Source organism: Actinokineospora iranica, from assembly GCF_900101685.1.
GTDB lineage: Bacteria > Actinomycetota > Actinomycetes > Mycobacteriales > Pseudonocardiaceae > Actinokineospora > Actinokineospora iranica.
The window spans coordinates 494,979-520,495 of record NZ_FMZZ01000001.1 but is presented as its reverse complement, the minus strand read 5'-3'; the positions used below and the strand labels follow the sequence as shown (position 1 = coordinate 520,495).

Sequence of the window (25,517 nt, the reverse complement as noted above, 5' to 3'; positions counted from 1 at the left end):
GGCTACGCGGACGTCCCGGCCGGTGGAGGTCGGCACCGATGACGTGTTGCGCGGCCTGTTCTCCGCGTTGTCCGACTGCGGGCCGGGGGAACAGCGGTGCGTGCAACTGATCGTCACGCCGGAGTTCGCGACCGGTCGTCCTGGTGCGGCTGACCGGCCGTGGTGGCTGCGGGCCATCGCAGGCGGGTTCCGGTTGCTCGGGCGCGGCGTGCTCGGAGTGCTGGACCTGTTCACGTCCTCCCGTCCCAGCGGCGCCCCGACGGTGCGGACCGACCGGCCCGCACCCGACCCTGATCCGGTGATCGAGGCGGGGCGCCGCGCGATCACCGCCAAGAAGGCGCACGGCCCGCACCTGCGGGTGAGCGTGCGCGTCGTCCACCACACCGCCGCGCGGGGCTCCCGGCGTACTCGGCAGGGGCAGCGCCGGGTGGTGGCCGGGCTGGCGGGCGGGTTCGACCTGGCCGCGCCGCTGGCGACGTTCCGGCTGCACCGGGTCGGTGGCGGTGTCGGTGGTGCCCGGCGGGTGCTGGCGCTGGTCGATCAGCGGCGACCGGCCCGGCGGCGGTACCGGTTCGCGGTCACCATCACCGAACTGGCCGGGCTGTGGCACCTTCCCGCCGAACCGACCCAGTACGGCATGGCGGATGCGGTCGGCCGTGTCCGGCGGCCGTCCCGAGGACTGCCGCGCGTCACCCGGCGACGGCCCGGCGGCCGGGCGGATCAACGGCGGCCCGACGACGGGCGCGGCGGTCAGGGGGCGCGTCGTGACGCGGCCTGACCCGTACCGGCCCGCGCGGCGAGCTGCCCGCCCGGCACCCGGTGACCGTCCCGACCGGGCGGGTGACGCGGCGGCCGGACGGCCGGGCAGGTTGCGGCTGCCCCCGGCCGACCACCCCGCCCGGATGACGGCGAAACCGTTGGGGGTGGCCAACGACGGCCCGCCGGACGTAATCGGGCTGGCCGTCCCCGACGCCCGGCACCATCTCCACGTCCAGGGCGTGACCGGCACCGGGAAATCCACGTGGCTGGCCAACCTGGCGCTGTCCGAGGCCGACGCCGGGCGCGGCGTGGTGCTGCTGGACTGCCAGGGCGACCTGGCGCGGAACGTGCTGGACCGGCTCCCGGCCCGCTGCGGTGACCGACTGGTCATCCTCGATCCCGCCGAGACCGACGCACCGCCCGCGTGGAACGTCCTCGCCCCCGTGGGCACGGCGGGGGCGGATGACCTGGCGGGGCGGGAATGGGCCGCTGAGAACGTCGTCGGCGTGTTCCGGCGGCTGTACGCGGCATGGTGGGGACCGCGCATGGACGACGTGATGCGCGCGGCCTGTTTGACGCTGGCGCGGCGGCCGGGCTCCACCCTGGCCGACGTGCCGACGCTGCTCACCCATGCCGGGTTCCGGCGCGGTGTGCTGGACAAGCACGGCGAACCGGAGGGCATCGACGGGTTCTGGTCCGGGTTCGACCTGCTCTCTGATGGGCAGCGCGCCCAGGTGTGCGGGCCGATCCTGTCCCGGCTGCGCGGGCTGCTCGCCCGCCGGTTCGCCCGCGACCTGTTGGGGTCGGCTCGCTCGACCGTGAATCTCACCGATGTGTTGAACGGCGGGATTCTCATAGCCCGACTGGCGAAAGGAGAAATCGGGGAAGACACCGCCCGGATCGTCGGGTCGCTCCTGTTGTCCGGTCTGTGGGCGCACACCGTCCGCCGGTCCGCACTCCCGCCCGATGAACGGCCGGACGCGACCATCATTGTGGACGAATGCCACAATTTCCTGCACCTGCCCATCGGCGTGGACGACACATTGGCCGAAGCGCGCGGCTATCGCGTGTCATTGGTGCTGGCTCACCAGCATTTGGCACAGCTACCCAGTGACGTGCGGGAAGCGGTGGACGCCAACGCCCGGAACAAGGTAATTTTCACGGTGTCGCCCGACGACGCGGCCAAACTCGCCCGGCACGTCACCCCCTATTTCGAGGCAACCGACCTGGCGCGGCGACCAGGTTTCGAGGTCGTCGCACGGGTCGTCCACCACGGCCGCGACGTGCCGCCGTTCACTCTGGCCACCGAACCCCTACCGCCCGCCATCAGTGGCCGGGCCGATCGGCTCCGCGCGGCGGCCCGCACCCGGACCGGCCTGTCCCGCACCGAACGCGACGCCACGGCCGCATCCCGCAAGGTGGCCAGCAAACCCGGCGTAGCCGATCTGCGCGCCGATCTCCAACACCCGGCCGGTGCCCGTCCTCCTGGTCGCGGTGGCGGCGGTTCGGGCCGGGGCAGTTCCCCCGGCATCCCCGGTAGCAGCTTGCCCGGCATCTCCGGTGGCACCTTAAGACCTGCCGGGGGAACTGCCACCCCTGGCCGGGGCCTTTCCGCTGGTCACGACGACATGGAGGAACCATGGGGCGAACCCGACTGGCTACCGTAGCCACACCAAACAACCACACGGCAACACGGTCCACCATCACCATCACGACGGGCAGCGTGGCCGATGCGATCGACGCGGGCCGCCACCTCACCGACCGAGACCGGCGAGTCCTCGCCCTGCTCGCCGCACACCGCGTCCTGACCACCGAACAGATCACCCGCGTGGCCTTCACCAGCCACATCACCGCACAGCACCGCCTCGCCACGCTCACCAAGCGCGGCGTGCTGGCCCGGTTCCGCCGCTGCCTGCCGTCCGGCTCCCAGTCCTGGCGCTACACGCTCGGCGTGCTCGGCGTCATGATGAACGCTGCCCGCGCCGGTCGCTCCATTCCGCGACCGTCCCGCATCACCGAAACCATTCTTGCGCTCGCAGAATCACCCAAACTCGATCACCTGCTGGGCATCAACGACTTCTTCACCCGACTGCACAACCAGGCGAACAGGCGCGACGGATGCGCGTTGGTGGAATGGTGGTCCGAACGCAAGGTGGCTAAATCCGTGGGGGAACTGGTCCGCCCGGACGGCTACGGAGAATGGCAGGAATCCGGGCGTAACGTGCGTTTCTTTGTCGAATACGACAACGGAACCGAAACGCTGGAAAGGCTGGCAGGGAAGTTCGAGGGATACCGAAACCTCGCTATGGCCGGAATCAGTCACCCGATTCTGTTCATTTTCGCCGGCGTGACCCGGCAGAACAACTTTCACCGCATGGCGTCGGCCCGGTCCCGCGACCTGGCCGGGCTCAGCGTCGCCAGTACCGCCGTCACCGACATGACCACCGACACCGCCGGGGACGGCCCGGCCGGGCCGGTGTGGCTGCCGGTCCCGTCCAGCACGCGGCGACGCCTGATCGACCTACCCGCCCCGGCCACCCGGCCCCGCGCGGCGGCCTGACCACACCATGACACCCATACAAGGCGGGGCAGCACGCCGGGCACCGTGCCGCCGGACTCGCCACCGACCGTGCCCGGAAGGGAGCCGCCAGACGAACCGATCAGGCCCACCCACCCGCCGTCCAGCACAGGGGAGCCGCCATGCCGCCCCGGCCACGCCACACCAGCCCTGAGACCCGCTCTCGCCGCACACCGACCGCCCGCCGACACCTTCACCCACTACCCGATCCCACCCGCGCACAAGGCGCGTCACGACCGCCCACCCGGCCACCGGCCGCTACCCCGGCCGCCGGTCCGGGCACGTTCTCACGCGGACGCCTGCGCGCCTACCGCGACCTTGCCGGGCTCACCCGTGACCAACTGGCCACGAACACCCACCTACCCGTCGCGGTGATCATCGCTTACGAGGAAGGAACCGCCCAACCGACCGATGCCCACCTGTCCACGCTGGCCGATGCGCTGACCGTCACCACGGCCGAGTTCACCGGCCCGCCCGACGCTGACGACTCTTGGGAGTATTGGGGGCTGATCTGTGCCGCCATGCCACCGATGACCAGCGAGCAAATCGCGTCCGTCGCCGTCGTACTCCGCCGCATCGACCAGCAACGCCAGAACGCCGACACCAGACCGGACACAGCCCGGCCGGAAGCCGCGTAGAACCCGCCCCACACGAGTGAGGGGTGTTCCCGCCATGGTTGCGGGAACACCCCTCACTCGTGCTCGGGCGGGGCCGTTTGGCGTGGACCGGCGCGCGGTGGTCACTCGGCGTCGGCCGGGTTGTTCTCGTTTTCCTCCAAGCGCACGCGGGCCTTGTCGAACACGATCTTTCCGCGTGGCCCCGTGTAGCGGTCGATCACCAACCGGTCACGACCGAGCGCGTTCACGAACATGGCGCGCTTGTCCGGGACAAGGCCCGCGTTCCACTGGGCTATCAGGCTTTCCTTGCTCTGCGCTTCGGTCGGCCCGTCCGGGTTCCCACCGGACAGCGAGTCACGCTCAGCGTACAGACGGGCAAGGTCGGACACGAGCGGTTCGTTTGCCTCATCGAAAGCGTCCAGCGTCATCTTTCGCTTACCCAATCGTTCCGAAAGTCCGCGCTGCAATGCCTCACAGTCCGCGATTTCGGCGTTCACTTCGGCCAAGCGTTCCGCGACCTGCGATCGGGCCGCCGACACGGCTTGTGCGTGCCGCTTGTCCGATAGACGCGACACCACAAAGACCTTGATTTCCTCGTCAACGTGGCCAACGTCAATGAATACCTTCCCGCACCCGTACCGGTAGGTGGGGCAGTAGTAACGCGCACGCTGGGTGCCGTCCTTGTAGAACTTGCCCGTCTCCGGCCCGGCGGCCATCTTCGCGCCACAATTCCCGCACCGCAACAGGCCACTGCCGATATAGACCTGTCCGGGCTTACGGCCGCGCTTGCGTCCGGCGAACAACGCGCGCAACCGCTCATAGGTTCGCTGGTCCAAAATCGCGTCACCGGCCAGCCGCCCGGCTGTTTCCCCGTGATGCTCGATAACACCACCCAACGTCGGCCGCTGCATCGTGTCCCGAACGGTATTCGGCACCCAATCCCGACCGGCCGCCGTCAACAACCCGGCCGCGTTCCACTCCCGCGCGATCTTGGAATAATTGACCTCGGTCAACAGGTCCGCCGCCGCGTCCCTGATCGCTTGCCGTTCCCGCTCCACCAATTCAGCCGACACGTCCGGCTGATCGGCTTTCGTCTGGCCGGGGCCGGGCTTCCACGTCTGATCCTTGCCGGGGAACCCGAACCTGCGTGGACCGCCGGTCACCTTTCCCTGTTCCCGATAGGTGGAGAACCGGCGTTTGATCCGCCGAGACATGTCATCCGACGACTTGGCGGCCTGCGCAACCTCGATCCGCAAAATGAACCGGTCATCCGCGTTGGCAAGGTCACGCTCACCGTGCGCGGAAAACACCTTGAACCCGCGTTCGCCCAACTCGATCAGCTTTTCCAGGTCACGCGGCTGACGAAACAGGCGGTCGGTGTGCCACACCACGATCCCGTCAGATGCGCCGGACTCCACCCGCTCCAACAACTGTTCCCACCCCGGACGGCGCACCGTGCGCTTCCACGCCGACAGACCATCCTTCAGTTCCTCACCCAGCACCGCCCCCACCCGATCGATCACCTTCCGGTTGTCCGCCCACTGAGTCTCGATCTTCTCAATCTCACCGGTCTCCGGGACACGCGACAACCGGCCGTACGAGTCCAGAACCAACGGCCTGTCAGCGTCCTGACCAGCAGTAACCTTGCGTCGTGGTGTGCTCATGACTCCAGTATGTACATAAAAGTGGGGTCGCTCAGGAGACGCTGACCAACGCTCTGCGGCATGGCAGTTCGGGCGTCGTGGAAGTGGATTTGCTTTACCAGCCGGATCGGGTGGAATTGACCGTGAGCAACAACGCGACCGACAACGTCGTCGCCGCGTCGTCCGGCGCTCACCGCGGCCTGCGCGGCATCCGCGAGCGGGTCGCCCTGTATGGCGGTGACGTCACTTATGGGTCAGGCGCGGACGGCACGTCGTGGCAGACCCGAGTGCGCGTTCCGGTGGAGGCGTCATGACCATTCGCGTCCTGCTGGCCGACGACCACGCCATGTACCGCTCCGGGGTGCGCGCTCTCGTGGACGCGCAGCCCGGCCTGGAGTGCGTCGCCGAGGCCGCCGACGGGGAAGCCGCGGTCGCCGAGGCCGTGCGCAGCGCCCCTGACCTCGCCGTTCTCGACATCCGGATGCCGCGGCTGGACGGCATCGCGGCCACCGAGGCGATCCGCGCCGCGCTCGGGGAGCGCACCCGGGTCCTGGTGCTGACCACGCATGACCTGGACGAGTACGTCCACTTGGCACTGTGCGCGGGCGCGAGCGGTTTCCTGCTCAAGAGCGTCTCGCCGGAGGAGTTGGCCGCCGGGATGCGGGTGGTGGCCCGCGGTGACGCCCTCATCGACCCGTCGGTGACCCGCAGGCTCATCAGCCGGTTCGCCGCGGGCATCAAGTCCACCCCGGCGCCACCGGTGGAACTGGGCCAGCTCACCGCCCGGGAACGGCAGGTGCTCCTGCTCGTCGCGGAGGCGCTGAGCAACGTCGAAATCGCGGACCGGCTTTTCATCGGCGAGGAAACGGTGAAAACCCATGTTTCGCGCATTCTTGCCAAACTAGGGCTGCGCGACCGGGTGCACGCTGTGGTCTACGCCTATCGCGCGGGGCTGATGACCGAAAGCAACCGCACTTAAGTCCCTCTTGGGAGGGAGTGCCGTTCCCTCCGCGCGGGGACGTATTCGCCGATCCGGGCCGCTAGTTTTCCGGCTTATGGCGATCGAAGCGGCTCCTCGCAAGATGGGTTCTTGGCCTGCCATCAGATTGTTGTTGCTGCGGACTCATTTTTTGGCAGGTGTCTTCGTCGCCCCGCTGCTTATTGTCATCTTTGTGAGCGGTGTGCTGTGCGCGTTCGCTCCGCAGGTGGAGAACCTGGTGTACCACCGCGAACTGGTCGTTGACAACACCGGCGGCGTGGCCCGACCGCTGGCCGAGCAGCTGGCCGCCGCGCGGCAGGCGCATCCGACGGGAGCGCCTGCCACGGTCCGCACCCCGGATGCCCCGGACGGCACCACCGCGTTCGTGTTCCGCGTCGATGACCGGGTCGCCGACATCGTCTATGTCGATCCGTACACCGCGCAGGTCCGCGGCGAACTGGCGACCGTCGATGGCCGCACCCCGCTGGAGCAGTGGCTGCGCGACCTGCACGGCAGCCTGCACTTGGGCACTGTCGGCCGGGTGCTGGTCGAGGCGGCGAGCCTGTGGCTGGTCGTGCTGCTCGGCGGTGGCCTGGCGCTGTGGTTGGCCCGCCGTCGCCGGGAGCGCCGCGCCACCGGCGGGCGGTCGCGGCTGCGGGGATGGCACTGCAAGGTCGGCGTGGCGGTGAGCCTCGGCCTGCTGGCGCTGGTCGTCACCGGTGTCATCCGCTCGCCGTTCACCGGCGCCCGCACCGCGGGCCTGCTGGCCGAGCATCCGCCGGTTCCCCCGGTCGCCGCGTCCGGCCCGCCCGCTGTCACGCTGGACCAGGCGGTGGCCGCTGCGGGACTCACCGGCCCGCTCACCATCGACCTGCCCGCCGACGACCGCCCCTATGTGATCACCGAGCGCACCCACACCTGGCCGGTGCGCACGGACCGGGCCGTCGTCCATCCCGCCAGCGGCGACCTGCTCGCCGTCGACCGCCGCGCCGACCTCCCGCCCGCCACCGCCCTGGCCACGCTCGGCGTCCTCGCCCACAGCGGAGCCCTGTTCGGCCTGGCCAACCAGATCGTGGCGGCGGCACTGATGGTCGGCACTCTGTGCGTGATCGTGTGGGGATACCGGATGTGGTGGCGCCGCGGAGCCCGGCGCGGCGCGCCGGTCCGCCGGGGCGTGCTGCGCGCGATGCCCCCGCGCCCGCGCCTGATCACCGTGGCCGTGACCGCGGCTGTGTGCGTGGCGCTGCCCGCCTTCGGGCTCAGCCTGCTGGCCTTCCTGATCATCGACAGCGCTGTCGAGAGGGCCCGCCATCGGGCCCAGCCACCTGACCTCGCACGACAAACGGAAAAGGAAAGAAAATCAGATGCGCGCACGAATGCTCGCCTGCACAGCGGCCGCTGTGCTGACAGCCGCGGGCCTGGTGGCGTCGGGGGTGGCCAGCGACCCGCCCGAGGCGCAGGCGTCCGCCACACCGGAGGACTACAAGTCCGCCCAGCTCGTCAACACCTCCGTGGTGGACCGGAAGACCCTGCCTGACGGCCAGATCCAGGCCACCGTCCGGATCGGCCCGATCAAGGTCAAGCCGCACGACCCCGACGACGGCCACGACGACGGAGGCGGCCACGACCACGGCGGCATGGTCACCCCGATGCACGGGGGCATGGAACCCATGCACGGGGCCATGACGATCGCGTTCACCGCCGATCTGGTGAGCCTGTGTCCCCTCGGGTGCTACCTCACCAGCTTCGCGCCCGACCTGGTGTACCCGGACGGCAAGCGGGCGGACATGGACACCGGCGTGATGCTGCACCACTCGGTGTTCGGCCAGTGGGGCGGTCGGGACACGACCTGCGCGGGCACCCCGATCGGCAAGCTGTTCGGCAAGCGCTACTTCGCCTCCGGCAACGAGCGCTCCAGCGGCGCCATGGCGAAGGGCTACGGCGTCTTCAACCCGCCGCTCACGCTCAACATGGCCGAGATCGAGCTGATGAACATGACCGATCAGCCGAAGACCGTCTACCACACGGTCACCGTCACCTATGTTCCCTTGCTGGGGTCCCACATCAAGCCGGTCACTCCGGTGTGGATGGACCAGGACCTCTGCGGCGACTCGGAGTTCGAGGTGCCCGCGGGCGAGTCCCACCACACCACCGAGTGGACCTCGACCATCAGCGGCACCGTCAAGGCCGTCGGCGGGCACCTGCACGACGGCGGCGACAAGATCACCGTCTCCAACGGCACCACCAGCCAGGTCTGGTGCGGCATGACCGCCCAGTACGGCACCAAGCCCAGCTCCATGGGCCACCTCGACGCCATCACCCCCTGCGTCGGCCAGGACCTAGGCACCATCAAAAAGGGTGAGAAGATCCGCCTGGACAGCAGCTACCACATCAAGTACGCCGACAAAGGCGCGATGGCCATCTCCCTGGTCTACATCGCCGAGTCCTGACCTCCGCTGATCGCGCCGCCGCCGGGTGCGGAGTCAGAACCCGGTGGCGGCGTAGCGGCCGAACTCGGCGGGCGGGGCCACGTCGACGGCGCGGTCGGCGCAGATGTTCTCGGCGCTGAGCCGCTCGCCATTGCGTCAGGTAGAGCACCCTGCGGCCGGTCTCGCCGATGGCACGGGCAGGTGTCAACTGTCGACCGCCTCGGCCAGCGGATCTGTCGCTCTCACCCTCGGATGTTCGCTTCGCGAAGGCACCTTTTGCTGTGCTGGTGCTTGGCCGCTCCAAGGAGCAGGTCGGTGCAAGGCGCTACGGTGACCGGATGGGTTTCGTCGGCGGCATCGGCGAGACCTGGCTCGCCCTGACCTGGGCCCATCGCAACTTGCACCGTCTTCCCGACGGACAACTCGCCGTCGACTCGCGCGGCTTCAGCCCCGGCGAGCCCGCCACGCCGCGGACGTGCTCGTCCTCGCTGTCGACCGCGACCACCAACCCGCCTGCCTCGACGCCCATGCGACCGGACTACAAGGCCATCCTGTTGGTCCTGCAAGGATTCGCCGCCTTCCACCGCGGCGCGCCCAACGCCGCGATCGGACTCTTTCGCAGTGCACTGGGCATCGCCGAATCACCGGACCTGCGCGCCAGACTCGACGATCCTCGGCGCGTCGCTATGGCCCGGCTGCACCTGTCCCTAGTGGCCCCAGCACAAGAAGCGATTCACCTCGCAGCCGATGCCCTCGCCTGGTTCGCGGAGCGGGAATCGGTCAACAGCGCCAATCCCATTTGAGTCTGGGCCGCGCACTGACCGCGGCGCACCGCCGCACCGAAGCCGTCGGGCGACTGACTGTCGCCGTCGACAGGCTGCACGATGTGGGACGGCCCTTCGATGAGATCCATGCGCTGATAGCGCTGAGCGACTCGCTCGCGGGCGCGCTCACGTCGTCGCTGGCACCCACGGTCAGGCGGCGGTCGTCTCGGCCGGCCTGGCCGCCGGATCCGGTGGCGCCACCTCGGTCCACGCCGTGGCGCGGGCCGCCTGCTTTGGATCTGCGAGGAAATGGCGACCCCACCGCACCGCGACAACCTCGTGCCCCGCCTCTACCGGACTGCCCGCGCGAGCGACATCACCGCCCCCGAGCGGCCGCCGGGCCGCACCCCTCCGCGACAAAGCGAGCTGGACGACATCCAGTACCGGCTGCTGCTGGACGAGCGCGCGACCAACACGAGCTTCGTCGAGTCCGCGGACAGCGTCGGCCTCACCAGGACCGCCCCCACCACATTGGCCCTGTGGCGCGGGTCCTACTACATCGCGACCCGACACGCCCTCGACGGCGATTATCCATTCCCCGCTGGCCCACCTCACGCTCCACAAGGCGCTACTGGGTTCACCCGTCGCGGCGACCACCGCTCGACAGGCTGGCTGTCCGCCTACAACGAACTGCCATGACCAGCGCGTAGGGCCCGGACGAGCGACCCATGTGACATGGCGATCATGATCTTTTGGCTGCGAGTAGGGCAGTTGGCGGCGACTCATGCGACTACGTTCACACCCTGTCGGTTGAACGGGCGCCGCTCTTTTCGTGCACCGGTCCGGCCTTTGAACCCGTCGGGGGCTGTTCGCGAGGCGTGGTCGACGTCGTCAGGGTGAGCGCGATTCCCGCCGCCCCGACGCACAGCGCCGCCGCCGAGTAGCCCATCGCGTCGTAGCTCCCCAGGCTGTCCCGGAGCATCCCCGCGACCAGGGCCATCGCGCCCGCGCCGAGCTGGTGGGCGGCGTTGACCCAGCCGAACACCACCGGGCTGTCGTTGCCGTAGAGTTGGCGGCAGATGTGGATGGTCGGGGGCACGGTGGCGACGTCGATGAGCCCGTAGACCACGACCCACACGACCATCGAGGGGGCGACGGTCGGAGCCAGGGTCGACGGCAGCAGGAACAGCGCGATCGCGCGCAGCGCGTAGTACCCGAACAGCAGCAGCCGCGCGTCGACCCGGTCGGTGAGCCAGCCGGAGATGACGGTGCCGGTGGCCGAGCAGACGCCGATCGCGGTCAGCAGCCCGGCGGCGACGGTCATCGGCATGCCGTGGTCGTGCGCGGCGGGGGCGAAATGCGACCACATGATCCCGTTGGTCGAAGCCCCGCAGATGGCGAACGTGGCCGCGATGAGCCAGAACCGGCCGCCGCGCGCGGAACGGCCGAGCACGGTGACCGCCCGGCCCGCAGAACCCCGCGCGGGCGGCGGCTTGGGCTCGAACTCCTCGGCCCCATAGGGCTTGCGTCCCAGGTCGGCCGGGTGGTCGCGCAGCAGCAGCCACACCAGGGCCAGCACCACCGCCGCGGCCAGGCACAGCACGATCGGGGCCAGCCGCCAGCCCTTGTCCTCCACCACCCAGGCCAGCACCGGGAGGAAAGCCAGTTGACCCAGGTGGCTCGCGCCGGTCAGCGCGCCGGTGACCAGCCCGCGCCGCTTGACGAACCACGCGTTGGTGACGGTGACGGCGAAGGTCATGGTCAGCGACCCGCAGCCGAGCCCGACGAGCAGTCCCCAATAAAGGGTCAGCTGCCAGGCGGCGGTCATCACCGTGGTCAGCCCGGCCCCGAGCGCGATCAGCGCCAGCGCGGCGGTCACCACACGGCGGATGCCGAACCGGTCCATCAGGGCGGCGGCGAATGGGGCGGTCACCCCGTAGAGCACCATGTTCACCGCCACGGCGACCGAGATCGACGACCGGGACCAGCCGAAGTCCCGGTTGAGCGGGTCGACGAGCAGCCCAGGCACTGTGGTGAACGCCCCAGCCGCGACGATGGTCACCCCGGCGACGGCGGCCACCCACCACGCGCGGGCCGCGACAGGCGCGGCTTGGACGCGCTGTGCGGTCATCTCTCCTCCTTCTGCTTTGTCCTGTCCCACCCTGGTCGGCGCCGCGCGGACAGCCGAGTAGCCTGAAGGCCATCATGCGCGCAGATCGGGCCACACCGGCGTTCGCGGGGACCGCTCCGCACCGGGTCGCCGTCCTGGCCCGGCCCGGTTTGCTGCCGATGGAGCTCGGGATCGTTCTGCGCCTGTTCGGCCAGGCCCGATCGGCCGACGGCATGCGCCTGTACCAGGTGGCGACGTGCGCGCTGGAGCCCGGCGAGCTGCGCACCGACACCGACATCACGGTGAACGTCCACCATGGCCCGGAGGCGTTGGCCCTGGCTGACACGGTCGTGCTGCCCGCGTCCGACGAGGACTACGCACCCACCGAGGACTTGGCCCCGCGGATGGCGGAGGCCCTGTCCCGCATCCGCCCGGACGCCCGCATCGCCTCGATCTGCACGGGCTCGTTCGTCCTCGCGGCGGCGGGCCTGCTCGACGGTTTGCGCGCCACGACGCACTGGCGCTCCAGCGCCCTTTTCCGGGCCCTGTACCCGGGCGTGCGCTTGGACCCGGACGTGCTGTACACCGACGAGGGCCGGATCTTGACCGCGGCAGGTGTGGCGTCGGGGATCGACCTGTGCCTGCACATGATCCGCACCGACCACGGCGCGGCGGTGGCGAACGACGTGGCGCGCGGGACAGTGGTCCCGCCGCACCGGCCAGGCGGGCAGGCGCAGTACATCCAGCGGCCGATCCCGGACGAGGGGGAGTCCTCGACGGGGTCCACGCGGGCGTGGGCGGTGCAGCGCTTGGACCAGCCGTTGCGATTGCGCGACCTGGCAGAGCGGGCGGCGATGAGCGTGCGGACGTTCACCCGCCGTTTTCGGGACGAGGTCGGGCTTTCGCCCGCGGAGTGGCTGCTCCAGCAGCGGGTGGACCGGGCCCGCGCGCTGCTGGAGGAGACCAGCCACACGATCGACCGCATCGCGGCGGAGTGCGGCTTCGGTGCCGCGAGCTCCTTGCGCCGCCACTTCCACGCCGCGTTGGGCGTGTCCCCGGCGGCCTACCGGACCACATTCCGCGGTCCGGGCCCAAAGTAGGTCGCGGCAGCCGCGCTCGAAGTTCGTCAAAAGCCGCTACTCCGGCACGAAGTAGGAGACCGCCACCACCCTGCGCGGGAACGGGGCGTTGCTGGCGCCCGACCCCAGCACCAACGCGCAGTCCAGCACGAACGCGGTGACCGCGGGCCCCTCCAGGTCTGCGCGGCGCTGCCGGCGTGGGGTCAACTCCGTTTCGGCGCACCGTTTCACGTGGGCGTAGTAGCCCGAGGCCGACACGCCCAGCAGACGTGCCATGCGCCGGACCGCGACGCGTTCGCCCTCGGGCACGGCGATGCCGGTCACGCCGGCGATGTCGTCGGGGATGACGTACTCGGCCATCAGAGCGAATCGGGCCGGTTCTTCTGCATCGCGGCAAAGTACGCCGAGGCTTTTACCAGGAACGCGTTGTCCTTCTCCAGTTCGGCGACCCGCCTGCGCAACCGCTGCAACTCGACCCGCTCGGCCGCCTCCAGCGGCGCGTCCCTGTGGACCTCGGCCGCGGCGATCCGGCGCCGCTCGTCCTTGACCCAGACACTCAACATCCCGCTTCGATCCCCAACTCGCGGGCGACCTCACTGATCGTCCGACCGGAATCGATCACACGATGCGCAGCCTCGACCCTGTATTCAGCCGTGTACGACCGGCGCTTCGAGGAGGCATAAGCACATCCTTCCAGCAGAACTTTCGGTCCTGCTAACTCGATGCCCACAGCCTGGGGTGAACCTCAGTTGTCGGATCTGCCCCGCCGGTGCCCCAACGAACCGGCGCTGCACCCGCAGTGCTCGGCCTACACCACCGCGGCGTGCCCGATGGTCGGCGGGTGCCTCGACAGGTACCGGTCGGTTCCACTGCGGCTGGACGCCACCATGGCGCGCGGGCCGAGCCGTGGTTCGCGGTCTGGTTGCGCGAGTACCGGGTTGTCACTGACCACGGCAACCTCGCCGCCTCCTACGCCGGAACGTCTTCCGTTGCGGATTCGACCGGGCGTTGGGTAAATCCGTGGTCCTGTATGGAATTGTGTGTGAGCGGTCCGAGGTAGTGTTATTCTGCGGCTTTGGTCAGTCCGGAGCAGTCGAATCCACGTTGTTGCGGTTCTCTGAACTGAAGCTCTGGGGCCGCCCCCGGTTCCGATGAATGCTCGGTCAGCGGCCTGCGGGACGGCCGTCCGGGTCGACTATCTTGATGGTGCCGTCCTGCTCTCGCAGGGTCACGTCTGCGCGGTATTCACCTTCAGCTAGCGCGCCGACTTGACCCAGGCTGACCATGCGCACGATCTCGCCGTCGCGTTGGAAAACGAGGAGGTCGCCGTCCTGAATGTAGTCGCCGTCGTAGGTGCCGTCGCCTGTGATCTCGACGGGCCGACCCAACTTTTTTTCGATCGCATCGCCGGTCGCGGGGCCGATGAGGACGTGCACTGAGGTCCAGTCGCCGGGGGCCAGTTCCTTGAGCGGTCGGGAGCCGCCGGTTCGGGCCAGTTCGACGATCGCGGTTTCGAGTTCCACGTCGAATTCCACTGTCACTCCCGAGGTGTTCGCGCCGCATCCCGCCAGCAGTGCTAGCAGTGCGAGCAGAGACAATATCAAGCGCATGTCAGTATTGGTCCGGTTTCGCTGACGGTTTGCCGGGATCGCGGTCGTCGCCGCGCCCCGGGTTGTCCGTGGGCCATCGGTTGTTACTGGTGTCGCGGGTCTCGCCCGGGTTCACTTCGTTGGAGGGAACCAGGGTGTCGTTCTGGTCGATGACCACCATTTTGCCGTCCTTGACCGCTTGCTCGACCAGGGACGCCAACTCCTCGGGGCTGGCGTCGGGGTTGGCGCGCGCGATCTCGCGGCCGACCTCGTTGTTGTGCAGGTCCATGCCCACCGGGACGTGGTGGCTGGAGGGGTTCCGTTCGTGCGCGGTGGCGAACTCGCTCGCCCATTGCTCGCCGTAGCGCTGCGTCATCAGCGCATTCCAGTAGGCGTGCCGGAAGGCGTCCGCGTGCCCGTCGGTCAGGCCTTTGCCCTCGAACTTGCCCTGCGCGACATGCAGCGCGTCCTGCCGGATGTCGCCGAACTCCTTGAGCCCCATGAGTCCTTTGCGCGCCTGCAGGTCGTCGAGCATCGCCGCCTCGGACACGGTGAGCCGTTCCTGGGAGATGCCTCTCCGTTCCGCGATCCAGCGGGCCAGTCCGGTTGGCCACATGGTCGTTTCGTCGGTCTTGACCTGGTATTTGGCCAGCAGATCACGATGTCGCTGCTCATTGACGACGCGGTCTTCGCCCGCGTCCGCCGCTGCCGCCAGCGTCGTGGCTCCCGCGTCGTTGATCTCACCGGAGAGAATGCGCTGGAGCACGGAGTTCAACTCGGTGTCGATCGTGGCTGCTTGGCCTAAAATGTTCTGCACCTCTGCCTGCAAAGAAACGAAGGTGAAGAAGTCGCCTGCGTCCGTGGTTTCGACGACTTCTCCGTTGTCGATTCGATAGCCGTTTCTGGCAGCGTGTTCCTCGGTCGCCTCGACGCTGCGAATCAGGTCTCGCACAGACTGCTCGGTGTCATCAATGACCTTCACCGCAGCACCCAACCGGGCGGCGAGATCCTCAAGCGCTTGGCGACGGACACGGAGATCGCTCTCTGCGGCGTCCGCAGCATCCCCGGTCCACTCGGTCGGCTTGGCTCCGTCCAACTCATCCTGCAAGCCGACGACAACTTTGTTCTGCGCGGAAAGGTGGTCGCCCACCTGAGCGACCATGTCCGCCCGCCACTGCCTGATCTCCGACCACGTGGCCATCAGCGATTTCCCATCCCGCCGAAACCATGCGCGGTGGCGTCCTCTCGCGCCTGGTAATCATCAGCGGCCGAGGTCAGCGTGCTCGCATAGGAAGTCATGCCGTCGGCCCACGTCTTCGTGCTTGCGTCCCACTGCGGGCCAAGTTGGCCGGCGGTCCCAGCGGACTCCGTCCCCGGCAACGCCGCGGCAAGCTCCGCCACCCGGCCCAACTGCAACTCGCGCACGACATCCGCGGCCTGCCGCGCGGCCGCGGCCGCAGCGCGCAATGCCTCAGGATCAACCCCGAACCCCGTCATCTTCTTCCCCCTTCTTGCCGAGGGTATCAGCGTCACCACGAGTTGTAACCGTGATCGCCAGGACGCACCTCCGTGTCGATCCTCAACCGGTAGGGCCAGACGTGCTCGGTTGCTGGGCGACGCGACCCCTCTCACGAAGTCGTCACCCCTGTGACGGATCGGTCGGACACCGACCGACCTGCCGAAGGTCGGCGCATCGATCATCAAAACCACCACCGATGTACAGACCACCATGGTGGATCGTGGTAGCTGGATCGCTGTAGAGCACCAAGTCGCCGGGCAGCCTGGTCGACCCTCGTCGTCGCCAGACACTGCATATGCGCCGTTCGCGGGATTTCGATACCCGCCGCCGCATATGCCGCCTTCGTCAAACCCGAACAGTCGAGGCCACCCGTGACCTTGGTTTCCCCATTCGGTAGTTCAGCCAACTTGGCACCGTTGCCACCCCACACGTAGGGGAGGCCGAGTTGTCCATGAGCGTAGTTGATGGCGTGTAGTGCTGCGGGGCTGGTGGTTGTGTCGCCGCTGGTTTCTTGGGTGCTGCGGTATTGCTCGGCTGTGGTGAGGACTTTCGTCACGTACTACTCGGCATGGTTGTAGGCGAAGAGGTAACGGCGGCTGCATGGATCGCGTCCTGTGGGTTGTACCGGGAAAACGAAAGCGTGCCGTCTTGTTCAACGCAATGGAATACGCTATGGGGCGGGTTCACCACGATGCGCTTGTCAATCGCCTTCACTGGCTTGGGAACGACTCAAGCCACACGACTCCTTGATGCGGTACGTGTCCAAAAGACCAGTGGTGTGCGGTTGGTAGCCTTTTTCGCCGCCATGTACTACTCAGGAGCGCGGCCCGGTGAGGCGGTCAATCTGCGTGAGTCGGACCTGTTGATTCCCGCCGCCCGTTGGAACGAGAAGGAGCAGCTGTGGCTGCTACCGGTCGGGGTGGACGAGGACGGGGGAGAGTTGCCGCTGTCGGAGTCGGCCCCGGAGACCGGCGCGGCATGGAGTGAAGCCGGCGCCCGCCGCGATCGTCGTCAGCTCAAGCACCGTGAGAAGGGCGACACCCGTTCTGTGTCGTGTCCTCGCCCGCAAGGGGGCCCTGACCGAGGAGGAGTACGCCTCGCCCCTGGCTCGACGTGCCTGCCAGCTGCGCCACGCGGCCGTGTCGACCTGGCTCAACGCGGGAGTGTCGCCGCAGCAGGTGGCCGAGTGGGCAGGTCACTCGCTGGATGTGCTGTTCAAGATCTACGCGAAGCGCCTGTCCGGGCAGGAGGAGATCGCGCGCAAGCGTCTCAGGGAGGCCTACGAGACCGGCTGACAGGCTCCTGCCGAACTTGGGCACCCATTCGGCACAACCAGCCGTAGACAACCGGACACTGCCGGACACAACAAGAGCAGCCCCTGACCTGTTGTCGCAGGTCAGGGGCTGATCTCGTGTGATCACGAGGGGTGCCCCCGGTCAGAGTCGAACTGACACTGGACGGATTTTGAGTCCGCTGCCTCTGCCGGTTGGGCTACGGGGGCGTCGGGGCGACACTCTACGCGATCACGGTGGCGGGGTGTGCGGAGGTGTCCGCGTTGTGCGCGAGTGGGTGATGTCAGCGCGATCACGTCGGGAGATCGGTGGTGGGGGGCTACGCGGCGGTACGCTGCAAGCTCCTATTTCGCTGTACTACCCCTATAGGAGGACCCCGGTGACCGACCTGGCTACCGAGGCCCAGCCCGGCCCCCCTCCCCGTCGCGTCTTGGTCGCCGAGGACGAGGCGTTGATCAGGCTTGATCTGGTCGAGATGCTCCGGGAAGAGGGGTATGAGGTCGCGGGTGAGGCCGGTGACGGTGAAGAGGCTGTGCGGCTGGCCGGTGAGTTGCGGCCCGACCTGGTGATTCTCGACGTGAAGATGCCCAAGATGGATGGGATCGACGCGGCGACGACCATCGCGGGGGAGCGGATCGCGCCGGTGGTGATGTTGACCGCGTTCAGTCAGCGTGACCTGGTGGAGCGGGCTCGGGACGCGGGTGCCATGGCGTACCTGGTGAAGCCGTTCGCCAAGCATGATCTGGTGCCTGCCATCGAGTTGGCGGTCAGCCGCTTCTCCGAGTTGCAGGCGCTGGAGAGCGAGGTCGCCGGGCTGAACGAGCGGCTGGAGACCCGCAAGGTGATCGAGCGCGCCAAGGGGCTGCTCATGACCAAGCAGGGCCTCTCCGAGCCCGAGGCGTTCCGCTGGATCCAGCGCACCGCCATGGACCGCCGCACCACGATGAAGGCCGTCGCCGAGGCCGTGGTGGAGAACATCACCTAGGGCCGTGGCCGGAACGTCCCCCACCCGCCTGACAGCACCGCCGAGAAGACCCCGTACGAGCGTCTTCCCGCCTGCGCGACCAGACCACAGCGACGTTTCCGGCTCCAGCGCTAGACCACGGTGAACCGCGCCAGCACCGACGCCTTGGCTCCGTGCACGCCGAACACGCGCAGCTCGAGGGTGTGCTGGCCCGAAGCCAGGCTGGTCAGCGACATCGGCAAGGCGTACCGGCCCGCGGGCGCGCCCGAGGTGGGCAGGCCTGCGACGATGCGGCCGTCCAGCCACAGTTGGAACCCCTGCACGCCCTCAAGCCCGCCGGTGTCCCACTGCGGCGCGGCTCCGTCGAGGGCGACCGTCACCACGAGGCGGCCCTGGGCGGCGACCGTCGCCGTGGTCAGCGGCTTGCCCGCGGAGTCGCCGAGCTCGACGGCCGCCGTCGGCAGCGCGGGTGTGTCCGGGCGCTGGCGGCCGGTCCGGGCAGGCTGCGTCGTGGCGGGCGGGCCAGGGGCCGCGCTGGCGACGATCTCCAGGTAGCTCTCCTGGACCTGCGCGCCGTCGCCCGCGCCGGGCACGCGGACGACGAACGGGCTCAGCGAGTCCGGGCCGAGGGTGCCCAGCAGGGTCGGCGGCACATCCGCGACCACCGTCACCGCCGACCCGGCCGCCACCGGTGGGCCGGGCGCGGCGAGCCGGGCGGGCAACCGCCGCGCGCCCAGCTGCACCACCGCCCGCGCGGCGTCCATACCCGCGGACGTCGCCATCGTGACCACGACGCGCGCGGCCTGCGCGTCGGTCAGCGGGCGCCGCGAGATGCCCGACGCCGGGGCGGGCGCCTCGGGGGTCAGCACCTGGCGGGTGGCCACGTTGACCGGGACCTCGACCACCGGCGGCACCGCCGCGGGCGCGCCGCTGAACCCCGCCGCGGCCAGGTGCACCCGGGACCGCCGCCCGTCCGGGCCGCGGACGCCGACCAGGGCCGAGGCCTCCCGCCAGCGGGGCGCGACCGCCGCGGCGGCGACGACCCGGCCGTCCTGGGAGACCGTCACCCCGGCCACCGTGACCCGAAGCTCGAACAGGTGCAGCACGCCCGCGCCCCGGCGCGGCGGGGGAGCGGCCGCCGGAGCGGGCGGAGTCGGGTCCAGGTCCGCGCCGAAGTTGACCCTGGCCCCGGCGTCGTCCACGACCGCGCGGACCGTCCCGGCGGGCAGCGTCTGGTCGGGCCCCGCCGTCGCCGCGCCCCGCGCCGCGCCGACCCGGTCGGCAGGGCCGGGCACCAGGTCGAGAGTCAGCCGCCCGCCCGGGCCCGCGGCGTCGGTCAGTACCGCGAACCGGGCCAGCTCGCCGTTGTCCACCTCGGGTTCGAGCAGCCGCACGGGCTGGCGCGCGCGCAGCACCGCCTCGTCGGCGCCGCAGCCGAGGTCGACCGGCAGCCCGGTCTCCGCGACCCCTCGGCTGCCCAGGTCGACGCACCCCCGGTACCCGGACAGGTGCCACAGCGACCCCGGGACGTCCGCGCGCAGGCTCGTGTCGTCGCGGAACTCGTCGAACAGGCCGGTCAGGCCGTTCCGCCAGGCCGAGTCCCGCCGACCGGGGGCCTGCCGGGCGGTCGCGGGGGCGGAGCGGCGGCCGAACGGGTCGACCGAGCGCACCTCGATCCGGTACTCCTGTCCGTCGACCAACCCGTCGAGCTGGGTGTCCGGGGACGTGACCAGCCGGGTCGCCGCGGGCTGGCCGCCGCCTTCCCAGCGCACCTCGTAGCCTGCGGCGCCGCGCGCGGGGACGCCGCCGGGCACGCCGTCGGCCCACGAGAGCCGCAGTCGGCCGACTGCCGGAACGGCGATGAGGTCACGCGGAGTATCGGGCACTGCTGCGCCTGGCTCCGGCAGCACAATGTTGTCGGCGGCGAAACTGGTCACTCGTTCAGGCGGTGAAATCCGATCCGGCTCGGTATCGGGCCCGGCGGGTTCATTACCCGGAGTGCGCATGAGCGCGACCGTCACCGAGACGAGGAGCGCGGCCAACATCAAGGCCAGGACACCTTTCCGGTGGCCCGCGCTCAGCGGCGTCCAGCGCATCCGTGACTCACTGTAATCACCTGCTGCAAATGGCGTATCGCCTGGTCAGCGGTTTCGTTCGGCCTGTGAACACTATCGCGCACTTTCGTTGCAGTCTGGTCACGAGCAGCCCAGGCGCGTGACTGCGTCGCATTCGGTCACTACGTTCCGGCGCAACCCTCCAACAGGTATGAGGGCGAGGTTCGGCATGCTTACCGGCATTGTCCGGACAGAAGCGGAGAAGGGACATCACGTGCGAAACCAGACGGTGAAGGCCGCGGTGCTGGTCGCCGGCGCGTTGTTGCTCGCAGCCTGTGGCACCAACAAGACCGAGTCGGGCGCGGGCGGCGGCAACCAGGCCTGCGACGTGAGCAAGGGCAAGCTGGTCGTCGGCGTCATCGCTCCGCTCAGTGGTGAGTTGTCGGCGCTCGGCCTCGGCATCAAGAACGCCGCCGACCTCGCGGTGCGCGAAGCCAACAAGAAGTGCACCGTCAAGGGTTACCAGCTCGTCCTCGACGCCCAAGACGACCAGAAGAACCCGCAGCTCGGCGCGCAGGCGGCCACCAAGCTGTCGCAGGACCCCAACATCGTCGGCATCGTCGGCACCCTGAACTCCTCGGTCGCCCAAAGCGTCCAGCCGATCCTGCAGCCGAAGCGGATCGTGCAGGTCTCGCCCGCGAACACCAGCGACGCGCTGACCAAGGGCGACGCGTTCGCCACCGCGCCCGCGCGCAAGTTCGACAACTACTTCCGCACCTGCACCGTCGACTCGCTGCAGGGCCCGTTCGCCGCCAACTACATGGTGGAGAAGCTGGGCAAGAAGAACATCGCGATCGTCACCGACGGCCTCACCTACGGCGAGGGCCTCGCGGACGCGTTCACCAAGCAGGCGGAAAAGCTCGGCGCGAAGATCGTCACCCGGCAGAAGATCGGCGAGAAGGACAGCGAGTTCTCCGGCGCGATCGGCGTGATCAGCCCGTTCAAGCCGGACGCGGTGTTCTTCGGCGGCCAGTACCCGCAGGCAGGCCCGCTGTCCAAGCAGCTCAAGGACGCCGGTCTGGACGTCCCGGTGATGGGCGGCGACGGCATCTATGACGACAAGTTCATGGCACTCGGCGGCAAGGAGGGCGACCTGGCCACCTCCGTCGGCGCCCCGACCGAGTCGCTGGAGAGCGCCAAGACCTTCGTCGAAGCCTACAAGGCCGAGGGCTACAAGGAGCCGTTCAGCGCGTACGGCGCGTTCTCCTACGACGCGGCCAACGCGATCATCAACTCGCTGGAAACCGCCCTGAAGGGCGGCGACTGGAGCGAGAGCAAGCGCGAGGACCTGATCAAGGCCGTGGGCGCCTACCAGGCCCAGGGCGCGACCGGCGAGATCGCGTTCGACGAGTTCGGCGACAGCCGCAACAAGGTGCTCACCGTCTACCGCGTCTCGGGCGGCAAGTGGGACCCGGCTGAGACCGGAACCTTCTCGGGCTGACATCGTTAGGCGCTGTTGATCGACACGGCGGGGGTGGGCTACAGCCCGCCCCCGCCGCGTATGGAGGGTGGATAGTGACGACGCTGTTGCAACAGATCGCCAACGGCATCGCCTTGGGAGCCACGATCGGGCTGATCGCCCTTGGCTACACGATGGTCTACGGCATCATCCAACTGATCAACTTCGCGCACGGCGAAGTGTTCATGGTCGGCGCCTTCGGCGGCCTCGCCACCTACCGGTGGCTGCTGCCGGAGGGCATTCGAGGCGACTGGTACCTGTCGCTGCCCCTGATGCTGCTCGGCGGTGTCGTCGTCGCGGTGACGGTGGCCCTGCTCATGGAGAGATTCGCCTACCGCCCGCTGCGCAACGCGCCGAGACTGGCGCCGCTGATCACCGCCCTCGGCGTGTCGATCGTGCTGCAGGAGGCGATCCGGCTGTGGTTCCCCGACGCCGACGCCGCGCAGCCGTTCCCCAAGGCGTTCCTCGACGCGCAGATCAAGATCGGCCCGATCAGCCTGCGGGCGACGCAGCTGCTGCTGATCGCGGTCTCCATCGTGCTCTCGGTGCTGTTGCAGACCTACGTCAACCGGTCGAAGATGGGCCGCGCCATGCGGGCGACCGCGCAGGACCCGGACACCGCCCGGCTCATGGGCATCAACCCCAACCGGGTGATCGTGCTGACCTTCGCCATCGGCGCCGCGCTCGCGGGCGTCGCGGGCGTGCTCTACGGCATCGACATCACCAACGTCGACAACGCGATCGGGTTCCAGAACGGGATCTTCGCCTTCACCGCCGCGGTGCTCGGCGGCATCGGCAGCCTGCGCGGCGCGGTGATCGGCGCGTTCGTCATCGGCCTGATCAAGACGCTCGGCGGGCAGTACATGCCCGGCGGCACACAGTACGACTACGTGTGGATCTTCGTGGTGCTGATCCTGGTCCTGGTGTTCCGGCCGCAGGGCCTGTTCGGTGAGGCCGAAAGGGTGCGGGCATGAACATGGTCTCCTCGGTCCAGACCGCGAAGAAGCTGAGCGGCAGCCTGGTCCCCAGCCCGGCGGCGGCCAAGCCGCTGGCCGTGGTCGGCGGCGTCCTGGCGATCGTCGCCGCCCTGCTGCCCTGGGTCACTTTCCGGTTCAACGACGGTCCCTACCCGGAACTGGCCACCCTCCAGTTCTTCGACGCGCCGCTACAGGTGACCGGCTTCCGACTGCACCTGCTGCTCTTCGGGGTGGCCGCGGTCGCGGTCGCTCTCGTCCCGAAGGTCCCCGGCCGCGGCCGCGTGCTGCGCGCGCTCGGCTGGGGCGTGTTCGCGGTCTCCCTGGTCACCACCGTCTTCATCGTCGGCCTGGGCGGCGGTCTCGGCGCGGCCACCGCCGCGGACGGCGCGAGCGCGTTCGGCGGGATCGTCGGCGTCCTCGCGGGCCTGCTGCTGGTCCTGAGCGCGGCCGCGACGGGCGTCGGCGAGGTGCCGCGCTGGTCGACCGACGTGCCCAAGCCGGTCGCCTGGCTGGCGCTGCTGCTCGCCTTCGCCTGCGTGCTCTACCTGGTCTCGCTCACCCTCACCGCGGGCGGCCTCGGCGGCGCGTCCAACCCGTACGCCGGGCCGGTGTTCCTGGCCTTCCTCGGCATGGCGGGCGGGCTGCTCGGCGCGCTGAACGGCGTCGGCCTGGTCAAGTGGATCTCGGTGCTGTCCGAGCGGCACCGCGGGTTCTCCATCGTGGTGCTGCTGCTGTGCGCGCTGGCGCTGCCGCTGACCGAGGCGGGCACCGACTACTGGATGACCGTCGCGACGACCATCGGCGTGTACGCCGCGACCGCGATCGGCCTGAACGTCGTCGTCGGCCTCGCGGGCCTGCTCGACCTCGGGTACGTGGCGTTCATGGGCGTCGGCGCGTTCGTCGGCGCCAACCTCTCCGGCGCGGCGGCGGCCAAGCTCGGCATCACCCTGCCGTTCCCGGTGGCGGCGCTGGTCGCCGCGGTCATCGCGGGCATCATCGGCGCGATCGTGGGCTCCCCGACGCTGCGGGTCCGCGGCGACTACCTGGCCATCGTCACGCTCGCCTTCGGTGAGATCTTCACCCGGTCCGCGCAGAACGACATCGGCGGGCTGACCGGCGGGCCCAACGCCATCCCGGGCATCCCCGCGGTGTCCATCGGCGGCACCGCGTTCAACCAGCCGCTGGAGGTCGGCGGACTCGAACTGCCCGGCGGGGTGCTGTACTACTTCATGATCGTGCTGGTCGTCGGCGCGGTGATGGCGATCTTCGCCAACCTCAAGAACAGCCGGATCGGCCGGGCCTGGATCGCCATCCGGGAGGACGAGGACGCCGCCCGCGCCATGGGGATCAAGACCGGCCGGGCCAAGATCCTCGCCTTCCTCACCGGCGCGACCCTGGCCGGGCTCGCGGGCGCGATCTTCGCGCACAAACTCGGCACCGCCTCGTATGACAGCTTCAAGTTCCTGGAGTCGGTCACCCTGCTCGCCGCGGTCATCCTCGGCGGCATGGGCACCATTCCCGGCGCGGTCCTCGGCGCGGCGCTGCTGTTCGTGCTGCCGGAGAAGCTGCGCGAGTTCAGCGACTACCGGCTGCTGATCTTCGGGCTGGCGCTGGTGTTCATCATGCGGTTCCGACCCCAGGGCCTGGTGCCCGACCGGGTGCGCAGGGCCGAATTGGCGGGCGAGACCGCCGAGGGCAAATCCATCCAACAGGTCGAGGAAGCGCTGGTCGCCGAACAGGAATCCGTCGACCACGCGCCGGAGCGGGACGCCAAGGGAGACAGGTCATGACCGCGCTCGCGCAGGACACCGCGCACCCCGTGCTGGAGGCCCGCGGCGTCACCATGGTCTTCGGCGGCCTCACGGCGCTGAACGACGTGTCGCTGCGGCTGGACCGAGGCAAGATCGTCGGCCTGATCGGCCCGAACGGCGCGGGGAAGACGACGTTCTTCAACTGCCTCACCGGCCTCTACACGCCGACCAAGGGCACGGTGCTGCTGTCCGGCAGGCGGTTGGCGCCCGACCCGTCCGAGGTGACCATCGCCGGGGTGGCGCGCACCTTCCAGAACATCCGCCTGTTCCCCAACATGACCGTGTTGGAGAACGTCCTGGTCGGCAGGCACTGCCGGATGCGGCAGGGGCCGATCGCCTCGCTGCTGCACGGACCGTCGTTCCGCCGCGAGGAAAACGCCGCCAAGCAGCGCTCCCGGGAATTGCTGGCTTTCGTCGGCCTGGCCAGCGCCGAGGACGAGATCGCCCGCAACCTCCCCTACGGCGACCAACGCAGGCTGGAAATCGCCCGCGCCCTGGCCACCGACCCCAAGGTGCTGCTCCTCGACGAGCCGACCGCCGGAATGAACCCCCAGGAAACCGAAGCGGCCCGCCAGCTCATCTTCGCGATCCGCGACACCGGCGTGTCGGTCGTGGTGATCGAGCACGACATCAAGTTCATCTTCGGCCTCTGCGACTCGGTCTCGGTGCTGGTCCAGGGCGAACTCCTGGTCGAGGGCAGGCCCGAGGTCGTCCGCGCCGACCCCAGGGTCATCGAGGCTTATCTCGGCAAACCCCCGGAGGAAATCGAGTCCGAGACACGCGGGGCGGCCGAACAGGACAAGAGGGAAAAGCCATGAGCGAGCCTGCGAAGTG

At 69.3% G+C, this 25,517-nt stretch carries 26 protein-coding genes and 1 tRNA gene; 16 read left to right on the top strand and 11 right to left on the bottom strand.

The window, feature by feature from the left end:
* Positions 1-644 precede the first annotated feature (644 nt).
* From BLS56_RS02415 to BLS56_RS02405, 3 genes are all read left to right on the top strand, one after another.
* A complete protein-coding gene (locus BLS56_RS02415; protein ID WP_175482624.1) occupies positions 645-2,426 on the top strand; it encodes a type IV secretory system conjugative DNA transfer family protein in 1,782 nt (593 codons plus the stop codon).
* A gap of 56 nt (positions 2,427-2,482) precedes the next feature.
* On the top strand, positions 2,483-3,319 hold the full coding sequence (locus BLS56_RS02410; protein WP_175482623.1) for a replication-relaxation family protein: 837 nt from the start codon (positions 2,483-2,485) through the stop codon (positions 3,317-3,319).
* A gap of 140 nt (positions 3,320-3,459) precedes the next feature.
* Positions 3,460-3,975 (top strand): helix-turn-helix domain-containing protein, encoded by a 516-nt coding sequence (locus BLS56_RS02405; protein ID WP_091447723.1) that lies wholly within the window; start codon positions 3,460-3,462, stop codon positions 3,973-3,975.
* Positions 3,976-4,076: 101 nt separating this feature from the next.
* Here the strand turns inward: BLS56_RS02405 and BLS56_RS02400 are convergent, their stop codons facing one another.
* Positions 4,077-5,618, bottom strand: coding sequence for a recombinase family protein (locus BLS56_RS02400; protein WP_091447719.1), 1,542 nt, complete (start codon positions 5,616-5,618; stop codon positions 4,077-4,079).
* A gap of 122 nt (positions 5,619-5,740) precedes the next feature.
* On the opposite strand from BLS56_RS02400, the gene BLS56_RS31185 reads away from it, so the two are divergent.
* From BLS56_RS31185 to BLS56_RS02380, 6 genes are all read left to right on the top strand, one after another.
* Positions 5,741-5,911: a hypothetical protein gene (locus BLS56_RS31185; protein ID WP_175482622.1), complete on the top strand. Its 171-nt coding sequence runs from the start codon at positions 5,741-5,743 to the stop codon at positions 5,909-5,911.
* The gene (locus BLS56_RS02395; RefSeq protein WP_091447716.1) at positions 5,908-6,576 is read left to right on the top strand and encodes a response regulator; all 669 of its coding nucleotides are present in this window, start codon (positions 5,908-5,910) and stop codon (positions 6,574-6,576) included. Before BLS56_RS31185 ends, BLS56_RS02395 begins: the two co-directional genes overlap by 4 nt.
* 76 nt (positions 6,577-6,652) lie before the next feature.
* Positions 6,653-8,113, top strand: a complete 1,461-nt coding sequence (locus tag BLS56_RS02390; protein ID WP_091447715.1) for a PepSY-associated TM helix domain-containing protein — start codon at positions 6,653-6,655, stop codon at positions 8,111-8,113.
* On the top strand, positions 8,010-9,026 hold the full coding sequence (locus BLS56_RS31180) for a hypothetical protein (protein WP_175482620.1): 1,017 nt from the start codon (positions 8,010-8,012) through the stop codon (positions 9,024-9,026). Before BLS56_RS02390 ends, BLS56_RS31180 begins: the two co-directional genes overlap by 104 nt.
* Positions 9,027-9,343: 317 nt before the next feature.
* Positions 9,344-9,808, top strand: a complete 465-nt coding sequence (locus BLS56_RS02385; RefSeq protein WP_091447710.1) for a hypothetical protein — start codon at positions 9,344-9,346, stop codon at positions 9,806-9,808.
* Between the two features lie 270 nt (positions 9,809-10,078).
* Positions 10,079-10,468, top strand: coding sequence for a hypothetical protein (locus BLS56_RS02380; protein WP_091447707.1), 390 nt, complete (start codon positions 10,079-10,081; stop codon positions 10,466-10,468).
* A 97-nt stretch (positions 10,469-10,565) separates the two neighbouring features.
* On the opposite strand, the gene BLS56_RS02375 is transcribed toward BLS56_RS02380, so the two are convergent.
* Positions 10,566-11,900, bottom strand: coding sequence for an MFS transporter (locus BLS56_RS02375; RefSeq protein ID WP_091447705.1), 1,335 nt, complete (start codon positions 11,898-11,900; stop codon positions 10,566-10,568).
* Positions 11,901-11,974: 74 nt separating this feature from the next.
* Here BLS56_RS02375 and BLS56_RS02370 point away from each other — a divergent pair, with 74 nt between their 5' ends.
* Positions 11,975-12,979, top strand: coding sequence for a GlxA family transcriptional regulator (locus BLS56_RS02370; protein WP_091447703.1), 1,005 nt, complete (start codon positions 11,975-11,977; stop codon positions 12,977-12,979).
* 36 nt (positions 12,980-13,015) lie between these two features.
* On the opposite strand, the gene BLS56_RS02365 is transcribed toward BLS56_RS02370, so the two are convergent.
* The 7 genes from BLS56_RS02365 to BLS56_RS32005 form a co-directional block, all read right to left on the bottom strand.
* On the bottom strand, positions 13,016-13,318 hold the full coding sequence (locus BLS56_RS02365; protein WP_091447700.1) for a hypothetical protein: 303 nt from the start codon (positions 13,316-13,318) through the stop codon (positions 13,016-13,018).
* Entirely contained in the window at positions 13,318-13,521 is a 204-nt protein-coding gene (locus BLS56_RS32960) for a hypothetical protein (protein ID WP_091447697.1), read from the bottom strand. Before BLS56_RS32960 ends, BLS56_RS02365 begins: the two co-directional genes overlap by 1 nt.
* A complete protein-coding gene (locus tag BLS56_RS02355; protein WP_091447694.1) occupies positions 13,515-13,688 on the bottom strand; it encodes a transposase in 174 nt (57 codons plus the stop codon). Before BLS56_RS02355 ends, BLS56_RS32960 begins: the two co-directional genes overlap by 7 nt.
* A gap of 433 nt (positions 13,689-14,121) precedes the next feature.
* On the bottom strand, positions 14,122-14,493 hold the full coding sequence (locus BLS56_RS02350; protein ID WP_091447692.1) for a hypothetical protein: 372 nt from the start codon (positions 14,491-14,493) through the stop codon (positions 14,122-14,124).
* Between the two features lie 76 nt (positions 14,494-14,569).
* Positions 14,570-15,748: a DUF6973 domain-containing protein gene (locus BLS56_RS02345; RefSeq protein WP_091447689.1), complete on the bottom strand. Its 1,179-nt coding sequence runs from the start codon at positions 15,746-15,748 to the stop codon at positions 14,570-14,572.
* On the bottom strand, positions 15,748-16,044 hold the full coding sequence (locus BLS56_RS02340; protein ID WP_091447686.1) for a hypothetical protein: 297 nt from the start codon (positions 16,042-16,044) through the stop codon (positions 15,748-15,750). Before BLS56_RS02340 ends, BLS56_RS02345 begins: the two co-directional genes overlap by 1 nt.
* Before the next feature lie 203 nt (positions 16,045-16,247).
* Positions 16,248-16,496, bottom strand: coding sequence for an NlpC/P60 family protein (locus tag BLS56_RS32005; protein ID WP_228771378.1), 249 nt, complete (start codon positions 16,494-16,496; stop codon positions 16,248-16,250).
* Between the two features lie 595 nt (positions 16,497-17,091).
* On the opposite strand from BLS56_RS32005, the gene BLS56_RS02330 reads away from it, so the two are divergent.
* The gene (locus BLS56_RS02330) at positions 17,092-17,361 is read left to right on the top strand and encodes a site-specific integrase (protein ID WP_228771285.1); all 270 of its coding nucleotides are present in this window, start codon (positions 17,092-17,094) and stop codon (positions 17,359-17,361) included.
* A 132-nt stretch (positions 17,362-17,493) separates the two neighbouring features.
* Here the strand turns inward: BLS56_RS02330 and BLS56_RS02325 are convergent.
* Positions 17,494-17,567, bottom strand: a tRNA-Leu gene (locus tag BLS56_RS02325).
* 170 nt (positions 17,568-17,737) lie between these two features.
* On the opposite strand from BLS56_RS02325, the gene BLS56_RS02320 reads away from it, so the two are divergent.
* Positions 17,738-18,343 carry an ANTAR domain-containing response regulator gene (locus BLS56_RS02320; protein ID WP_091447682.1) on the top strand — a complete coding sequence of 202 codons (606 nt, stop codon included), beginning with the start codon at positions 17,738-17,740 and terminating at the stop codon, positions 18,341-18,343.
* 110 nt (positions 18,344-18,453) lie between these two features.
* Here BLS56_RS02320 and BLS56_RS02315 read toward each other — a convergent pair whose 3' ends face one another.
* The gene (locus tag BLS56_RS02315) at positions 18,454-20,259 is read right to left on the bottom strand and encodes a hypothetical protein (RefSeq protein WP_091447679.1); all 1,806 of its coding nucleotides are present in this window, start codon (positions 20,257-20,259) and stop codon (positions 18,454-18,456) included.
* 391 nt (positions 20,260-20,650) lie between these two features.
* Between BLS56_RS02315 and BLS56_RS02310 the strand changes: the two genes are divergently transcribed.
* From BLS56_RS02310 to BLS56_RS02295, 4 genes are all read left to right on the top strand, one after another.
* On the top strand, positions 20,651-21,877 hold the full coding sequence (locus BLS56_RS02310) for a branched-chain amino acid ABC transporter substrate-binding protein (RefSeq protein WP_228771284.1): 1,227 nt from the start codon (positions 20,651-20,653) through the stop codon (positions 21,875-21,877).
* Positions 21,878-21,951: 74 nt separating this feature from the next.
* Complete coding sequence (locus BLS56_RS02305) at positions 21,952-22,869, top strand: branched-chain amino acid ABC transporter permease (RefSeq protein WP_091447676.1); 918 nt, start codon at positions 21,952-21,954, stop codon at positions 22,867-22,869.
* Positions 22,866-24,662 (top strand): branched-chain amino acid ABC transporter permease, encoded by a 1,797-nt coding sequence (locus BLS56_RS02300; RefSeq protein ID WP_091447674.1) that lies wholly within the window; start codon positions 22,866-22,868, stop codon positions 24,660-24,662. Before BLS56_RS02305 ends, BLS56_RS02300 begins: the two co-directional genes overlap by 4 nt.
* Positions 24,659-25,501, top strand: coding sequence for an ABC transporter ATP-binding protein (locus BLS56_RS02295; RefSeq protein ID WP_091447672.1), 843 nt, complete (start codon positions 24,659-24,661; stop codon positions 25,499-25,501). The genes BLS56_RS02300 and BLS56_RS02295 overlap by 4 nt, the downstream gene beginning before the upstream one ends.
* The last annotated feature ends 16 nt before the right edge of the window (positions 25,502-25,517 follow it).

Excerpts from the sequence above, each read along its gene's own strand:
- BLS56_RS02415 (WP_175482624.1), top strand. The coding sequence starts at position 645 with ATGCGGTCGGCCGTGTCCGGCGGCCGTCCCGAGGACTGCCGCGCGTCA.
- BLS56_RS02405 (WP_091447723.1), top strand. The coding sequence starts at position 3,460 with ATGCCGCCCCGGCCACGCCACACCAGCCCTGAGACCCGCTCTCGCCGC.
- BLS56_RS02400 (WP_091447719.1), bottom strand. The coding sequence starts at position 5,618 with ATGAGCACACCACGACGCAAGGTTACTGCTGGTCAGGACGCTGACAGG.
- BLS56_RS02395 (WP_091447716.1), top strand. The coding sequence starts at position 5,908 with ATGACCATTCGCGTCCTGCTGGCCGACGACCACGCCATGTACCGCTCC.
- BLS56_RS02390 (WP_091447715.1), top strand. The coding sequence starts at position 6,653 with ATGGCGATCGAAGCGGCTCCTCGCAAGATGGGTTCTTGGCCTGCCATC.
- BLS56_RS02385 (WP_091447710.1), top strand. The coding sequence starts at position 9,344 with ATGGGTTTCGTCGGCGGCATCGGCGAGACCTGGCTCGCCCTGACCTGG.
- BLS56_RS02380 (WP_091447707.1), top strand. The coding sequence starts at position 10,079 with ATGGCGACCCCACCGCACCGCGACAACCTCGTGCCCCGCCTCTACCGG.
- BLS56_RS02375 (WP_091447705.1), bottom strand. The coding sequence starts at position 11,900 with ATGACCGCACAGCGCGTCCAAGCCGCGCCTGTCGCGGCCCGCGCGTGG.
- BLS56_RS02370 (WP_091447703.1), top strand. The coding sequence starts at position 11,975 with ATGCGCGCAGATCGGGCCACACCGGCGTTCGCGGGGACCGCTCCGCAC.
- BLS56_RS02365 (WP_091447700.1), bottom strand. The coding sequence starts at position 13,318 with ATGGCCGAGTACGTCATCCCCGACGACATCGCCGGCGTGACCGGCATC.
- BLS56_RS32960 (WP_091447697.1), bottom strand. The coding sequence starts at position 13,521 with ATGTTGAGTGTCTGGGTCAAGGACGAGCGGCGCCGGATCGCCGCGGCC.
- BLS56_RS02345 (WP_091447689.1), bottom strand. The coding sequence starts at position 15,748 with ATGGCCACGTGGTCGGAGATCAGGCAGTGGCGGGCGGACATGGTCGCT.
- BLS56_RS02340 (WP_091447686.1), bottom strand. The coding sequence starts at position 16,044 with ATGACGGGGTTCGGGGTTGATCCTGAGGCATTGCGCGCTGCGGCCGCG.
- BLS56_RS02300 (WP_091447674.1), top strand. The coding sequence starts at position 22,866 with ATGAACATGGTCTCCTCGGTCCAGACCGCGAAGAAGCTGAGCGGCAGC.
- BLS56_RS02295 (WP_091447672.1), top strand. The coding sequence starts at position 24,659 with ATGACCGCGCTCGCGCAGGACACCGCGCACCCCGTGCTGGAGGCCCGC.